This window comes from Flavobacterium sp. Arc3, assembly GCF_041431375.1.
Lineage (GTDB): Bacteria > Bacteroidota > Bacteroidia > Flavobacteriales > Flavobacteriaceae > Flavobacterium.
Genome location: NZ_JASMRI010000010.1, coordinates 103,793 through 119,696, shown reverse-complemented (window position 1 = coordinate 119,696; position 15,904 = coordinate 103,793). Strand labels below are relative to the sequence as shown.

Genomic DNA, 15,904 nt, shown 5'->3' with positions numbered 1-15,904 from the left:
ACAAACGAAAATAAAGTTTGCTAAAATTAGCGCAGCGGATAGAAACGGGTACGAAGTCGGGAGACTTCGCACAGCACGGGTGACAGGTCTAATAACGTCAGATCTATATGCAAATTAGTCGTTATGCTAAAAGAAGAAAAATCGGAAACAATCGTTTAAAAATTATTGTTATACAAATAAGAAAATTAAATGTACGAAAATTATAGCCGTCAAGCATTACCATCAAGAAGATACAGAGAATTATTAGGCTCCGCTATTTGTGTTTTCAATTCAAATAACCAATTTGTTATCGAAAATATTCTGCGTGTGGACAATTACAATTACAACTGGTATGAACTAATTGATAAAACTTCAGGGCAACTGACAAAACCAATTACTGAAACGATTACAAAAAATTCAGATGAAGAAACTTCATCATTATTTTCAAATTTGGTATTTAAAAGAAATAGAATTTTACACAGTTTTCAAATTACATATGAAAATGAACAAATCTTGAGAACAAAAGATAAAAATCATCAACAATACAATATTACAGAAGAATACTTATTAAAGTTTATTCGAGAAAATGAAAATTTATCTAGTAAGTTATATAAATTTAGAGGTCATTAAAATTTAAATTGATTAAAGTAAAAGAACCAGCTCTGCGAAGTATGAATAAGTCGCAACAGCTAAATATAATCGTAATCGCTCTGCGAAGTCTCCTGACTTCGTAGCCACTCTAATAATCGACAAACAAACGAAAATAAAGCTTGTTAAAGTTAGCGCAGCGAATAGAAACCGGTACGAAGTCGAGAGACTTCGCACAGCATGAGGTCAGTTTGAAAACAAAACATTAACAGATAAATTATTAAAATGAATAAAAAAACATCAAAGATTATTGTGATAATTGTAGCAATAATTGTGATAGTTATATTTGTTGATTTTGCTTTAGGAGAATTTTTAAGTGGTTGGAATAATCCAAAATAATTAATTCCCTACTCAACGAAGTACGAATAAATTACAACAGCAAAATACAGTCGTGACTGCTCTGCGAAGTCTCCTGACTTCGCAGCCACTCCAATAATCGACAAACACAAGACTTAAACTACCCGAACAACCTTAGCAAAAGAGCTAGGGCTATTTACGATCTTTTTTCATAATTTTGCAGCTTCATTGTAATACAACTCAATCTCAAAATAGCCATGTATAAAAAAATTACTTTTCTAGTTCTAATAACAATTTTCGTTTCCTGTAAAAAAACGGATTCAGATGATTCAGATAAAAACGAAAAAGATAAAATAAAAACGGCACGTTGGATGCAAGGGCAATGGGAAAACAAATCTACTGACGGAACACTTACCGAAACTTGGAAAAAAGTAAACGACAGTACTTACAATGGGCAATCTTTTTTTCTAAAAGGAAAAGACACCATTCATTATGAAACAATCGTCTTGCAACAAATAGAAGACCAATTAAGTTATAACGCCAATGTAAGAGGCCAAAACCAAGATAAACCCGTTGCTTTCCTTCTTACCGAAACGAAAGAAAACCAACTTGTTTTTGAAAACCCAAAACATGATTATCCGCAAAAAATCAGTTATACTAAAGTTTCTAAAGACAGCCTAGTCGCTGAAATATCAGGCATACAATCAGGTCAACCCAGTTCTGAAAAATATATTATGATTCGAACTAAGTAAGCAACTACTGCACGTTATAGAAACGGCCTCGCTTGAATACAGCGGGGCCATTTTTATAATCGACCGTCAAGAAGAAAAGGTTCTTTAGCCTAAAATTATGAATGGCCTTTCAATCGATCCAGCAATTGTCAATTATCCAACGGTCATACTAATACAATAAGGAAAACCTTAAAACACGTATTTAAATAAGTTATTTCAAAACTAATGGGTAGCTAACATCATATTTTAAATTTGATTATTTTCTTAATGCTTCTTTCAAAACCCAAGTAGACCTTTCCCTACAGAAATTCTGTTTTTTATGAATTATTTACAATTGTTATTTTTGTAGGGTTTTAATAGTGGGCTATATTTACTATCTCAAATAAAAACTATCAAAAATGAAATACGATACTATACTAGAAACAATTGGCCATACTCCCCACGTAAAAATCAATCGATTGTTTGGACCTAACCATAATGTTTGGATTAAATTAGAAAGAGCGAATCCTGGCGCAAGCATAAAAGACAGAATCGCTTTGTCCATGATTGAAGACGCAGAGAAAAAAGGATTACTGGAAAAAGACAGCGTTATTATCGAGGCGACCTCGGGAAATACCGGAATTGGTTTAGCCATGGTAGCAGCGGTAAAAGGCTACAGATTAATTTTAGTAATGCCAGAATCCATGTCGGTCGAAAGAAGACGATTAATGAGTATTTATGGTGCCGAATTCGTATTAACACCACGCGAGAAAGGAATGAACGGAGCCATAGCAAAAGCGAAGCAACTGTCTGAAGAGCTACCTAATGCCTGGTTACCGCTTCAATTTGACAATCCGGCCAACATTGAAATTCACAAAACAACGACCGCACAAGAAATCATAAAAGACTTTCCTGATGGTTTAGATTACATGATTACGGGTGTAGGAACAGGTGGCCATATCACCGGTTGCGCTGAAATCCTGAAAAAATATTACCCAAATCTTAAAGTTTTTGCCGTAGAGCCAGAAGCTTCTCCAGTTATTAGCGGCGGCGCTCCTGGTCCCCATCCTATTCAAGGTATTGGCGCAGGATTTATCCCGACTAACTTACACACAGCACTTCTGGATGGAGCCATACAGGTAAGTAAAGACGAAGCCTACGATTATACACGAAGAGCTGCCAAAGAAGAAGGAATCTTAGTAGGAATTTCTTCGGGCGCTTCCTTAGCAGCGGTAGCCAAAAAACTTTCTGAAATTCCTGAAAATGCTAAAGTCCTTACTTTTTGCTACGATACTGGAGAACACTATTTGAGTGTAGAAGGACTTTTTGAATAAAAAAAACTTAAAAAAAGTAACAATAAACAAGAAGCCGATTTGTGAAAGCAAGTCGGTTTTTTTATGTCGGTTTTCTGGGCATGCCCCTGCTTCCACTAGCGTTTCAGCAGAGTCAGGCTGTACGCTACAATCTTTGTTACACTCCGTTTCACAAAGGATTTCCACTGCCATCCTTCATGCAAAACAGTCGTTAACCTGACATGAGCTTTGAAAATAAAACACGCAAATTCTCTTGAAACGATCGTATTAAAACAAGAGAGTAGAAACATGAAGTTACCATTCTGATAGAAAGGCCCAACCGACAATAGATCGTAGCCTTCCTTCTTGTGGAAATAAAAGAATTATAGCTGATTTTTGAAAACAAGAAACCTAATTTCCTAAAAACAAATCGTGCTACGAACTGAACAAAAAAAGTTCTACCCTTGAAAGGAACGTTCTTACTTGAACACAGCAAATTATTTTTTTATTGCGAAAAAGTTGAGCTAATCCAACAAGTTACTACTCGAGCCTCTACTACACTGACAAACAAAAACCTACCTTAATTAGTTGCAAATAAAATAACGTATATTTGAATAGTAAGCCATCTACTATAAACTAGTGTCGGCTAGTGAGAGTTTTATATAGAAACTCGAACGTTAGCGCGAGTAAGGAATAATTGCGAAACAGCTAAGTAATCTGACCTATTATTGGTCGACCCTGATTGTAGTAATGTGAAAAAGAACTTAAAGAAGTACATACCGAGGTTAGAAATTCTTGCTTAATTATGCTTTACCAAAGAAAAGTACAACTAGAGAATTACAATAAAGGCATATAGATTTGGAACAAATGAAAGTAATAATAATCTAAAGAAGCTTTATGAAATCTAAAGATAAAGACCAAGAGAAGCATCAAGAGGAATTAGAGAAAACATCAGAAGAAATAGATAGTGTCGATGAGTATCGCGATATTTTAAGCCATGTTATTCGCGAAGGTGAAGAGATATTCAAAATAAATAACAGGGCTATAACGCTCAGTGCTATAATTGCGGGACTCGAAATAGGGTTCAGTTATTTCTTAATCTGTAGTCTTTATTACTTATTGTCTGGAACAATGACTGAAAACACTATTTTCAAACTTTTTAGCTTGGTTTATCCCATAGGATTCATTTTTGTCGTTTTAGGGAAGTCAGCACTTTTTACGGAGCAAACATCCGTTTTAACCATTCCCGTACTAAATAGACAACGCACGATCTGGGAGTTACTGCGAGTTTGGGGATTAGTTATTTTAGGCAACCTAGTTGGAGGTATTTTATTTACCCTATCTATAAGTCTGCTTGCACCACATTTAAACTTATTCACACATGAAACAATGGTAAAAATAGGGAGTCATGTAGTTCACTATGATGCTTGGGTTCTTTTTTTAAGTGCAATAGTTGCTGGCTGGCTAATGGGTTTATTAAACTGGTTAATAAACAGCGTCACAAACTCACTAACTCGTATTTTTCTCATTTTCATGATAACTGGTGTCATCGGTTTTGGAGGTTTTCACCACAGTATCGTTGGTAATATTGAGGTTTTTGGAGCTTTTTTACATTCAAACACAATTACACTTTTAGACTACCTAGCGTTTTTGTCTTTAGCCTTAGTGGGAAATGCCATTGGTGGCGCCGTAGTAGTGGGACTTTTCAAGTACAGAATTTTCGAATCAAATAATATGAAATAAAACTACTACTCACTCTAATAAGTCGTAGATCATAAGGTTTGTGCTTGCTCTGCCAATTATCTGATATCTCAACAAAAAATGTAGATTAAAAAAGAAAATGGGTACGAGCTTAGTAGAGTTCGCAACATATCCTACCAATACTATTTTCATTTTCGAAAATACTTCCGGCTACCATGATGCACCTTTTAGTCACCAGCGTAAAAACAAGAGTAAGTCCTAAAAACTATTGTGCCTTAGCGTCTTCACAGCAAAACCATCCCCGTTCATAACTCCTGAAGATTTCATTTCCATTCCAACTTCTAAATTCCTAATTTGCGGCTTCAAATCAACAAGAGAAAATGAAGGTCTGTATTGCCGAAAAACCAAGTGTAGCAAGAGAAATCGCATCCGTTTTAGGAGCTAATACCAAACATGATGGCTATTATGAAGGCAATGGTTATGCGGTAACCTATACCTTTGGGCATTTATGTACCTTAAAAGAACCTAACGACTACAAATCCTATTGGAAAAGTTGGGATTTGAATAACCTACCTATGCTTCCCGAAAAATTTGAAACCAAAGTGGTGGAGAATTCGGGTATCCAAAAGCAATTTAGAATTATAAAAAGTCTATTTGACAAAGCGGAGTTAGTTATCAACTGCGGGGATGCGGGACAAGAAGGAGAACTCATTCAGCGCTGGGTAATGAACGAAGCCAATTATAAAGGCGAAGTACAACGCCTATGGATTTCTTCCTTAACTACCGAAGCCATCAAAGAGGGTTTTGAAAACTTAAAACCATCTGCCAACTACGATAATTTATACTATGCTGGATTTTCCAGAGCCATAGGCGACTGGTTACTAGGGATGAATGCAACCCGTTTGTACACCGTAAAACATGGTGGTTACAAACAAGTGTTGTCCATTGGACGTGTACAAACGCCTACCCTAGCAATGGTTGTAGATCGCTGGAAAGAAATAGAAAATTTCAAACCGCAACCCTACTGGGAGTTGCAAACATTATACAGAGACACGCTTTTTAGTTATGAAGAAGGCCGCTTTTTGAAAAAAGAAGACGGAGAACTTCTGGCGAATAAAGTAAAAGAAAGTGATTTTGAAATTGTATCAATCGAAAAAAAGAAAGGAAATGAATTTGCGCCTAAGCTTTTTGATTTAACAGGCTTGCAGGTGTATTGCAATACCAAGTTTGGATTTTCGGCAGAGGAAACTTTGAAAATTGCCCAAACCTTATACGAACAAAAAGTAGTCACTTATCCCAGAGTGGATACCACGTTTTTACCCAATGACATCTACCCGAAAGTGGCTGGTATTTTGCAAAAGCTAACTAATTATGCTGCTTTAACAGAACCTCTTTTAGGGAAGAAAATAAAGAAATCCACTAAGGTTTTCAACGATAAAAAAGTCACAGATCACCATGCGATTATCCCAACAGGAATTCAGAGTAATTTGCAGTACAATCAGCAACAGGTGTATGACATTATTACCAAGCGTTTTATTGCCGTTTTTTATGATGATTGTTCGGTAGCAAATACCACCGTGATAGGAAAAGCGGCTGATGTACATTTTAAAACTACTGGAAAAGTAATCTTAAAAAAAGGATGGCGCGTCGTTTTTGAAAACCCCGATGCTAAAGAAAAAGAAGCTGATTTATTGCCTGACTTTGTGAAAGGAGAAAGAGGCCCACACCAACCCTCCTTTTTAGAAAAGGAAACCAAAGCACCTAATCAGTTTACGGAGGCGACCTTATTGCGTGCGATGGAAACTGCAGGGAAACAGGTTGATGATGAAGATTTACGGGAACTGATGAAAGAAAATGGTATTGGGCGTCCATCAACACGAGCGAATATTATCGAAACGCTTTTTAAACGCCAGTATATTGTAAGAAATAAAAAACAGGTTTTACCAACGCCAACGGGAATTCAATTGATTGACACCATTCAAAATGATATGGTAAAGTCGGCAGAATTGACGGGCTCTTGGGAAAAGCAGTTAAAAGATATTGAAAAAGGAACGTTTACCGCTGCTGCGTTTATCAACAACATGAAACGTATGGTCGATGCTTTGGTATATGAAGTACGAAGTGAAACTACCCGTGCTAATATTTCGCATGAAGGAAGTATTCAAAAACAAGAAGCCAAAGTCGAGAAAAAGAAAGCAGCAGGAATCGCAGCTGAAGTTTGTCCGAAATGCAAAAAAGCAACACTTTTAAAAGGAAAATCAGCTTATGGCTGTGCTAATTATAAAGCGGGTTGTGATTTTGTACTGCCATTTACTTTTGCAGAGAAAAAAATATCAGAGAACCAATACTTGCGCTTACTTCAAAAAGGATCTACAGTCAATTTAAAAGAGTTTAAAACAGCTGCTGGAACAGTAGAAGGTTTACTGCGTTTTGATGAAAACTTCAAACTCAAATTAGAAGCTAAAAAGACAGCCGCTCCTACTCCAGCAGCAGAAAAAAAAGCTCCCTCGGATGCCTTAGCTTGTCCAAAATGTCAAAAAGGAACAGTCATCAAAGGGAATACAGCTTATGGTTGCAGCGATTATAAATCAGGATGTGATTTTAAAGTTACTTTTGATGTGGTCAGAGAAAAATTGAAAGATCAAAAACCAACTAAAGAATTGGTTTACACTATTCTGAAAGAAAAAAGCTAAAAAAGCCCTAGTTCACTATCCAATTTGCAAACTAACTTTAGAGCCTTGCCTATAGGACTCTTTTGTACCACGAAGTTTATTAAGAATAACCATTCTTACTACTTGACAACTCATCCCTAAAAATAAACAGTTCGGAACTATTTTTTTTATAAAATCAACTTATTCCACGAAGTTTGATCCATAGAACATAAAGAAAATTAAAATGGAACAGACTATTAAGATTTTAATTTACATTCACGCCTTTTTTGGCGGAATTGGATTAATTACGGGAATTGGAAGTATTGTGGTTAAGAAAGGGGGCAATTTACATCGTAGAATGGGAAAACTATTCTCAATAGGAATGATAACTAGTTCTGCATTATCATTACCCATTTGCTGGATGCCAAAACACCAAAATTTATTTTTATTTCTAATTGGGATATTTACTATTTATATGGTTATATCAGGTAATCGCGCCTTAACTTTTAAGTCAAAAAACAAAGCAGATTTCATAGATAAATTAATATCAGGAGTCATGTTGTTTCTTTCGATAGTTATGATTTTCATCGGAATTTATTTTGTTTCGAATAAGACAACAAACGGAATCTTATTTGCCTTTTTTGGTGGTTTTGGATTATTTATGACAGTCAAAGATTTCCAGTTTTTTAGAAACTTTTCGAAAACAAAAAACAATTGGCTTACAAAACATATCGGAAAAATGATTGGCGCATTAATCGCTTCCATCACCGCTTTTATCGTCGCGGGACTAGGAATTGGGAATTTAATTACTTGGATTACTCCCTCCATTATTGGAACACTTTATATCATTTATTTGAACCAAAAAATTAAATCAAAAAGCAAATTCCAAGAAATCATTCGATAAAAAAAGCTCTTAGAGATCTTTTTAGACGAGCTTTTTTTTAGGAAACTAATGCAATACTTAAGACCTTCTGATCAACCAAGCCAAGTATATCAAAAACACAATCGATCACGAATTAAATACAGAGTGAACCTCTCTTTCTAAAACCTTGCCTTCAAGCAAGGTTTTTTTTTATGTTCTAAATTACTGTAATCCATTTAGTTAAAAAATTTATTTTTATTTGATCTAAATAACTATTGTTAAATAAAAATTAAAATATAGATTTGCGCTATTCTTATTAAATCTAAATAAGAACAATTACACATTTAACTTTAATTAATTTTTACCATGATCTATTTGCATAAAAAAGTACCCACACTCCTATTTCTCCTTAGCTTATACATGATTTCTCTAAACTCCACGTTTGCACAGCAAGTTACTGCTTCCATAAAAGGAACGGTCTTAACCAATACCAGCAAAGCAGCCGAAGGGGTTTCGATAAAGCTGAAAGGGGAAAACAAAACCACAATCACAGATAATGACGGTGTCTTTATTCTTAAAAACCTAACAGCAGGAAAACACACCGTAGTAGTAAGTTTAATAGGAAATAATGATATTGAGAAAGAGGTAAGTATTACCAATGAAGAAACAGCAATTGTTAACATCCAACTTTCTTTATCAAATACCGAATTGAATCAAGTCGTTATTTTAAGCAATAAAAGTGCTTTTAAAACCAATAGAATTTCCTCTTCATTACGACTACAGTCCCCTATTATTGAAATTCCACAAAACATTCAGGTAATTACTGGTAAACTGATTAATGACCAACAAATTTTTAATATGCTGGAAGGTGTTACTCGTAACGTCAGTGGAGCTACCAGAGTAGAGCATTGGGACAATTATGCTAATATCACCATGAGAGGGAGTCAAGTTGCCGCTTTTAGGAATGGTATGAATATCAGTTCAACATGGGGGCCACTTACGGAAGACATGAGCATGGTGGAACGCATCGAATTTGTAAAAGGCCCAGCCGGCTTTATGTTGGCCAACGGAAACCCAAGTGGTTTTTATAATGTAGTAACTAAAAAACCAAGCGGACGTACTAAAGGAGAAGCAAGTTTAACTTTAGGAAGTTTTGATATGTACAGAGGTACATTAGATTTTGACGGGAAATTAACCAATAATGGAAAATTACTGTACAGAATTAATGTAATGGGAGAAAAGAAAGGCAGCTACCGTGATTTTGATTTTAATGACCGCTATAGTTTTGCCCCTGTTTTAAAATATCTATTTTCAGACAAGACAGCAGTAACATTAGAGTACACACAACAATTTTCTAAAGTAAATGCAGTTGGGTCTAACTATTCTTATTCACATAAAGGATATGCAGATTTGCCTAGAAGCTTCTCAACATCTGAAGCTAATTTAGATCCTACAAAAATGACAGAAAGAAATATTTTTGCCATTGTAGAACATAAAATAAATGATAACTGGAAATTTACAGCCCAATCTTCTTACCTAAACTACAAACAAGAAGGACTTTCATTATGGCCCAATGGTTTTGATAGTACAAATAAAGCTATCCTTAAACGCGCTGGAAGTATTTGGGATATTTTAGGAAAAATCTATGTGGGACAAGCGTATGTAAATGGTGAAGTTAAAACGGGAGCTCTTTCTCATAAAATTTTATCTGGGATTGACTTAAGCGATAAAACATTTTATCATGACTGGATGCAATACTTTAGCATGCCTGATCTAGACATCTATAATCCGGTACACGGAACATTAGCTGCCTCTCCTACTTTTGACAGAAGTAAGAATATTGAAGACAGAGGAGTAAAATACCAAAACAATTATAAAGCACTTTATGTACAAGATGAATTAGGTTTCTTTGACAACAACTTGCGATTGACTTTAGCAGGAAGATATACTGTGCTTAAAGCGGCAAACTATTACTCTGGAGATACTAAAAACAGCAGGTTTACACCAAGAGTAGGTTTGAGTTATTCCTTTAATAAAAACACATCTGCCTATTTTGTAAACGATCAATCTTTTAATGAAAACTACGGCGTTGATTGGCAAGCGAATTCATTTAATCCTGAGACAGGTGGAAATATCGAATTTGGATTAAAAAGAGACTGGTTGAACGGAAAATGGAATTCAGTTGTTTCTGCATACCAAATCACAAAGAATAATGTGCTAACTGCTGATGCAGAGCATTCTACGGCAGCAATGCAATATAGCAGAGAAAGTGGACAGCAAAAAGTAAAAGGTCTTGAGGTAGATATTAGAGGAGAAATCTTTAATAATTTAGATCTTATCCTAAACTATGCTTTCACAGAAGGAAAAACAACTAGAGATAGCGATGCTTCTCTGGTAGGGACGCAAGTTCCAGGAAGCACTAAGCACATTCAGAACGCTTGGTTAAATTACAAAATAGATAAAGGAACATTTAGCGGAGTTGGTGTTTCATTAGGATACCAATATCAGGTAAAAAGAGCACCTTGGTTCATTTCGAATGGCAATACTGCTAGCCTACCTGATTACTATAGAGTAGATGGAGGTTTATCGTATCAAAGAAAAAAAGTAACTATAAACCTGACTGTCAATAATATTTTGAACAAATATTTATACTCGGGAGGCTATTACAGCTATACCGATATGTACTACTGGCAAACAGAGGCAGGTACCAATGCTAGAGTTACTGTAGCCTACAAATTCTAATTTTAGAGACAATCTATCACCCTTTAACTCCGCTTATTTCAAGCGGAGTTATTATAATTTTTACATCACATGAAAATGACATTCAAAAAAACTGTTGGCGTAGTACACCTCTGGTTGGGTTTATCCTCTGGAATAATTGTTTTTATCGTTGCCATAACTGGTTGTTTATACGCCTTTCAAGAAGAAATTCAAAACCTAACTGAAGATTATCGATTTGTAACAGAGCAGCAATCCCCATTTTTGCCTCCCTCTAAATTAGTTGTAATTGCCCAGGAACAGCTTCCTGGAAAAAATCTGCATGCCTTAAAGTACAATACAAAAACAGATGCCGTAGAAGCTATATTTTTTCATTATGAACCCAGTTATTACTACACTAGCTATTTAAATCCCTACACGGGTAAAGTGATTAAAACGGTCAATAATGAAGAAGGATTCTTTCATTTTATCTTAGATGGTCACTTTTATTTATGGTTGCCATACGCTATTGGTCAAGTTGTAGTAGCGAGTGCCACATTGCTGTTTTTACTATTGATTATCACTGGGTTTGTACTTTGGTATCCAAAAAATAAAAATGCTGCCAAACAACGCTTTTCGTTTAAGTGGAAAAAGGGAATGAAATGGAAGAGAAAAAATTATGACTTACATAATGTTACTGGTTTCTATGTTTTGATCATTGCTTTTATTTTTGCCGTAACAGGCTTAGTTTGGGGTTTTCAATGGTTTGCTTTCTCTTATTATACAGTAATGGGAGGCGAAAAATCATTACTATATGAAGAACCTGCATCAAAGATAAATACGGCTAATGGTACAATTGAAAACCCATTAGATATAGTTTGGAAACAAATGGTCCGTGAATATCCCGAAGCAGAATCCATAGAAGTACATCCTCCAGAGAGTCCTACTTCATCCATTGCTGCGAATGCCAATTCCAAGAAAGCAACTTACGGCACCATTGACTACCGCTATTTTGATCAGTTTACTTTAGAGGAAATTCAGGTAAACCATATTTGGGGTCGATTGAAAAATGATACTACTGCCGATAAATTGCTGAAATTAAATTATGACATTCACACTGGTGGCATCTTTGGCTTAGCCGGAAAAATATTTGCCTTTTTAATTAGTCTTCTCATTGCCACGCTACCAGTAACGGGTTTTTTTATTTGGTGGGGACGATATAAAAAAAGAAATAAGAATAAAAAAAAGCCACTAAACTAAAAAAAACAGTCTTTTTATCCTTTTAAAAAACTGAAAAACAACCCCTTAAAAACTTTATTTGTATTTAATCTAAATAAGTTTTGTAAATTCAAAACAGGATTATATATTTGCATCGTTATTTTTAATTATTCCAAATAAACAGTTATGAGCAGTCGAATTACAATACTAGTTATCTTATTTTTTACTTCATTTTTTATAAATGCACAAGACCACGGAATCATCGAAGGAAAAATACTTTCTGCTGATGGATATCCACTTTCAGGAATTGCCATCAAATTAGGTAAGGAAGCAAAAACAACTGAAACGAATATCAAAGGCGAGTTTAAATTCTCTAATTTCCCTGTAGGAAGTCACACTATAACTCTTGAAGGTGTTGGGATGAAAAAACAATCTAAAGAGATTAAAGTTTTGGCCAACCAAACAAATTTTGTAGAATTCAGATTAATTGAAGACATCACTACCCTAAAGGAATTAGTGATTAAAATTAAGCAAACTCCGAACAAGAAAAAAGAAACCGTTTTATCTGGTCTGGACATAAAGCCAATAGATTTGCCTCAAAGCATTCAAATAGTAGGACATCAAGTTATAGCACAACAGCAATCGGTACGATTGAGCGATGTTATTCGAAATGTGAATGGTGTATATGTTGGTTCAGCCCGTGGTGGCGCTCAGGAATCATTCTGGTCTAGAGGATACGATATGTCTTCCAATAATATGTTTAAAAACGGTTTCCGTTTTAGCAATGGTTCCCTTCCAGAAGTATCTTCTTTGGAAAGAATAGAAGTACTTAAAGGAAGTGCTGCCCTGTTATTTGGAAACGTAGCTCCAGGAGGTATTTTGAATATGGTTACAAAAAAACCTTCTTTTAAAAGCGGAGGAGAAATTAGCATGCAAATGGGAAGCAACGCCTTCTACAAGCCATCTATTGATATTTATGGCCCTTTAAATAATACTATCGCTTATCGATTTACAGGTTCTTACGAAAACTCAGAAAGCTTCAGGGATGTTGTAAAAAAAGAACGTTACTACGTTAACCCATCGCTACTTTTCAAAGTAAGTGACAAAACCGAAATTGTATTACAAGGAGATTATTTACACGACGATTGGACCCCAGATTTTGGAACTGGAATGATTGGAAAAGAAATCGCTGATGTACCTAGAAATACTTATTTAGGTGCTACATGGTCTAACGGTCAAACAAGACAAGCCAGCGTTTCAGGATTAGTGAAACATGAATTTAACGATGATTGGAAACTGAATTTCAACTCTTCTTTTCAAAACTACGAAAGAACATCTAAAGGTACAGAGCGTATCCAACCGGAAGATAACGGGTACTGGAAAAGACCTTTAGGACAGAACAAAAATCTTGAACAAATACTAGGCGAACAAATTAGCTTACAAGGAAATTTTAATACTGGAACGATAAAGCACCAACTATATACAGGTGTTGATTTTGAAAATTCATTTACGCAAAATTATACTTATGCATTCTCACCAAACACTTATGGTAGCGGTAACATTTTTAATTTTGATAATTTTGATCAAGGTGGAGCAATTCCAGATGCTACAAATACTAAAATAATAAAAACAGACACTAATCGATTCGGAATCTATGCGCAAGATTTAATTTCCCTTACTGACAAATTCAAAGTATTGGCAGGATTGCGTTGGTCATGGCAGGAAGCTCAGGCTGAAACGTATGATTTAACTAAAACGCCAACTACAGTTAAAACCGATGCAAAACGTATTGATCAAGCTTTTACTCCTAAGTTAGGTCTTGTTTATCAACCTACTCAAGACATCGCCCTATTTGCTAGTTATTCTAATTCTTTTACTCCAAACTCAGGTACAACAGTAGACTTAAAAGTGATTAAACCTTCTTTAATTGACCAATATGAAGTGGGAATCAAAAAAGATTTCTGGAACGGAATATTATCAACTAATGTTACTTTATACCAAATTGAGAATAGCAATCTAGCGCAAACAGCAGAGCTTAGAGCTGACGGAACATTTAACACTGATTCAAGCATAAAAGTTTTGAGTGGTGCAACAAAAAGTAAAGGAGTAGAACTAGACATCACAGCTCGACCTACTGAAGGTTTGCGCATAATGGCAGGTTATAGCTACAATGACATGCGATATACAAAAACCTCTGGCGGTGACGGAAGTTTTATTGTAGGAGACCGTCTAGCAAGAACACCAGCAAACACAGCTAATTTTAGCTTTTTCTACACCTTGCCAACAGGAATATTAAAAGGCTTCTCAATCGGTTCATCAGCAAATTATATAGGGAATCGTGTAGCTGGATGGAACAACCAAATCTTAATTGATCCAGACACTCAAGTTAAAACCCTTAGAGACCGACAAGTACCCATAAATGATTACACTACTGTAGATATATCTGCCGGTTATGAATGGGATAAATTCGCTATCTTATGTAAATTATCGAACGTAGCAAACGTTTTAAACTACACCGTTCACGAGAATTACAGTGTAAATCCAATTGCTCCGCGCCAAGTAATGACATCATTAAAATATAAGTTCTAATTAAACCCTTTTTTACTTATAAAGTCCGAACAAAAAACTAGAGAAACTTCATGAAAAAAAAGACCTTCAGAAATTTACATAGAGACTTAGGCTATTTCTATATTGGGCTCATCGTTTCCTTTGCTTTATCAGGGCTTATGATGAATCACCGCGACATGTGGCATCCGGAAAAATATACCACTGAGACCAAAGCTATTGAAGTAACGCTGCCGCAAGAAAGCGAAATCAACGAAGAATTTGCTAAAGATTTAGGCAAGAAACTTGGGATTGAAGACAAAATGAGACGTCAAATGGTCAAAAAAGGAATGTTTAAAATCTCTTTTGAAAAGCATGATGTCGAAATTGACTTGAAAACTGGAAAAGGAGAGATTGTTTCTTTCATAAAAACGCCAATCATCAGTCAGTCCATGAGTTTACATAAAAACACTTCTAATTTCTGGATTTATTATTCTGACATTTTTGCCCTTAGTCTAATTATCATTGCTCTAAGCGGAACCATAATGGTGAAAGCAGGTAAATTTAGTTGGAAACAACGTGGTTGGAAACTGGCCGTCGCAGGAATTCTATTTCCATTAATATTCTTGTTTTTATTGGCTTAAAAAGATAAAATCAGACACAAAAAAAATCCGTAATAGTGTATACATTATTACGGATTTTTCTGTTAATGACTATTTTAAATCCACTTTAAAACACTCGAATCATTTCAATTCCTTTCTCAGTAAGCAATGCTTCAAGATTAGCGTATTGATTAGGATCATATTTTTCAATTCCGCTTTGATACCAGTTTGAAATTATATTTAACTGAAAAATTGTGTAGCCTTCATCATCAATATCAAAACCGCACATACCAGCAACTAGAAAATCTTCTAAAACTTTTTCAGTTAAAATTCGTTTTGGAATTCCATAACAAATTAAACCATTCCAACTTTCATAATCTAATCGGCCCGATTTAAACCCTGCAACAAATGCTTTATTTTTTTTTCCTTCAAAACTTAGCAGTGGATTTATACCTATAGAGTATCCATCAAAATAGCCTTTCCTATAAGTGGAACTAAATAATTCTTTCATATGATTATTGATGTGGTATTTACAATATAAAAAGCAAAAATATAAAACAATAGATCAGAAATAACACATAAATCGTTTAAGAGGAAAAATATCCTTTGAAATACAATAGCCATGTCGTTCGTCGATAAAACAGTAACTACCAAGCTATTAAAAAATAGTGGACTAGTCCTATTTCAGCAGTCGCTTGTAAAC

The 15,904-nt window shown here is 35.1% G+C and carries 11 protein-coding genes; 10 read left to right on the top strand and 1 reads right to left on the bottom strand.

Annotation, left to right across the window (positions count from 1 at the left end):
• The first annotated feature begins 189 nt into the window (after positions 1 to 189).
• The 10 genes from QO200_RS09320 (at position 190) to QO200_RS09275 (ending at position 15,243) form a co-directional block, all read left to right on the top strand.
• Positions 190 to 609: a hypothetical protein gene (locus QO200_RS09320; RefSeq protein WP_371539013.1), complete on the top strand. Its 420-nt coding sequence runs from the start codon at positions 190 to 192 to the stop codon at positions 607 to 609.
• 572 nt (positions 610 to 1,181) lie between these two features.
• The gene (locus QO200_RS09315) at positions 1,182 to 1,676 is read left to right on the top strand and encodes a DUF6265 family protein (protein WP_371539010.1); all 495 of its coding nucleotides are present in this window, start codon (positions 1,182 to 1,184) and stop codon (positions 1,674 to 1,676) included.
• A gap of 377 nt (positions 1,677 to 2,053) precedes the next feature.
• Positions 2,054 to 2,968 (top strand): cysteine synthase A, encoded by a 915-nt coding sequence (cysK, locus tag QO200_RS09310; protein ID WP_371539008.1) that lies wholly within the window; start codon positions 2,054 to 2,056, stop codon positions 2,966 to 2,968.
• Between the two features lie 855 nt (positions 2,969 to 3,823).
• The gene (locus tag QO200_RS09305) at positions 3,824 to 4,669 is read left to right on the top strand and encodes a formate/nitrite transporter family protein (protein WP_371539005.1); all 846 of its coding nucleotides are present in this window, start codon (positions 3,824 to 3,826) and stop codon (positions 4,667 to 4,669) included.
• A gap of 338 nt (positions 4,670 to 5,007) precedes the next feature.
• Positions 5,008 to 7,320, top strand: a complete 2,313-nt coding sequence (locus QO200_RS09300) for a DNA topoisomerase 3 (RefSeq protein WP_371539004.1) — start codon at positions 5,008 to 5,010, stop codon at positions 7,318 to 7,320.
• Between the two features lie 202 nt (positions 7,321 to 7,522).
• Positions 7,523 to 8,182 (top strand): hypothetical protein, encoded by a 660-nt coding sequence (locus QO200_RS09295; protein WP_371539002.1) that lies wholly within the window; start codon positions 7,523 to 7,525, stop codon positions 8,180 to 8,182.
• Positions 8,183 to 8,560: 378 nt separating this feature from the next.
• Entirely contained in the window at positions 8,561 to 10,882 is a 2,322-nt protein-coding gene (locus QO200_RS09290; RefSeq protein ID WP_371539000.1) for a TonB-dependent siderophore receptor, read from the top strand.
• A 75-nt stretch (positions 10,883 to 10,957) separates the two neighbouring features.
• Positions 10,958 to 12,097, top strand: a complete 1,140-nt coding sequence (locus QO200_RS09285; RefSeq protein ID WP_371538998.1) for a PepSY-associated TM helix domain-containing protein — start codon at positions 10,958 to 10,960, stop codon at positions 12,095 to 12,097.
• A gap of 144 nt (positions 12,098 to 12,241) precedes the next feature.
• Positions 12,242 to 14,644 carry a TonB-dependent siderophore receptor gene (locus QO200_RS09280; protein WP_371538996.1) on the top strand — a complete coding sequence of 801 codons (2,403 nt, stop codon included), beginning with the start codon at positions 12,242 to 12,244 and terminating at the stop codon, positions 14,642 to 14,644.
• A 50-nt stretch (positions 14,645 to 14,694) separates the two neighbouring features.
• The gene (locus QO200_RS09275; protein WP_371538993.1) at positions 14,695 to 15,243 is read left to right on the top strand and encodes a PepSY-associated TM helix domain-containing protein; all 549 of its coding nucleotides are present in this window, start codon (positions 14,695 to 14,697) and stop codon (positions 15,241 to 15,243) included.
• A gap of 85 nt (positions 15,244 to 15,328) precedes the next feature.
• On the opposite strand, the gene QO200_RS09270 is transcribed toward QO200_RS09275, so the two are convergent.
• Positions 15,329 to 15,712 carry a hypothetical protein gene (locus QO200_RS09270; RefSeq protein ID WP_371538991.1) on the bottom strand — a complete coding sequence of 128 codons (384 nt, stop codon included), beginning with the start codon at positions 15,710 to 15,712 and terminating at the stop codon, positions 15,329 to 15,331.
• Between the last annotated feature and the right edge of the window lie 192 nt (positions 15,713 to 15,904).

Coding starts and splice junctions, on each gene's coding strand:
- QO200_RS09320 (WP_371539013.1), top strand. CDS start 190: ATGTACGAAAATTATAGCCGTCAAGCATTACCATCAAGAAGATACAGA.
- QO200_RS09275 (WP_371538993.1), top strand. CDS start 14,695: ATGAAAAAAAAGACCTTCAGAAATTTACATAGAGACTTAGGCTATTTC.
- QO200_RS09285 (WP_371538998.1), top strand. CDS start 10,958: ATGACATTCAAAAAAACTGTTGGCGTAGTACACCTCTGGTTGGGTTTA.
- QO200_RS09290 (WP_371539000.1), top strand. CDS start 8,561: ATGATTTCTCTAAACTCCACGTTTGCACAGCAAGTTACTGCTTCCATA.
- QO200_RS09295 (WP_371539002.1), top strand. CDS start 7,523: ATGGAACAGACTATTAAGATTTTAATTTACATTCACGCCTTTTTTGGC.
- QO200_RS09315 (WP_371539010.1), top strand. CDS start 1,182: ATGTATAAAAAAATTACTTTTCTAGTTCTAATAACAATTTTCGTTTCC.
- QO200_RS09280 (WP_371538996.1), top strand. CDS start 12,242: ATGAGCAGTCGAATTACAATACTAGTTATCTTATTTTTTACTTCATTT.
- QO200_RS09270 (WP_371538991.1), bottom strand. CDS start 15,712: ATGAAAGAATTATTTAGTTCCACTTATAGGAAAGGCTATTTTGATGGA.
- cysK (WP_371539008.1), top strand. CDS start 2,054: ATGAAATACGATACTATACTAGAAACAATTGGCCATACTCCCCACGTA.
- QO200_RS09300 (WP_371539004.1), top strand. CDS start 5,008: ATGAAGGTCTGTATTGCCGAAAAACCAAGTGTAGCAAGAGAAATCGCA.
- QO200_RS09305 (WP_371539005.1), top strand. CDS start 3,824: ATGAAATCTAAAGATAAAGACCAAGAGAAGCATCAAGAGGAATTAGAG.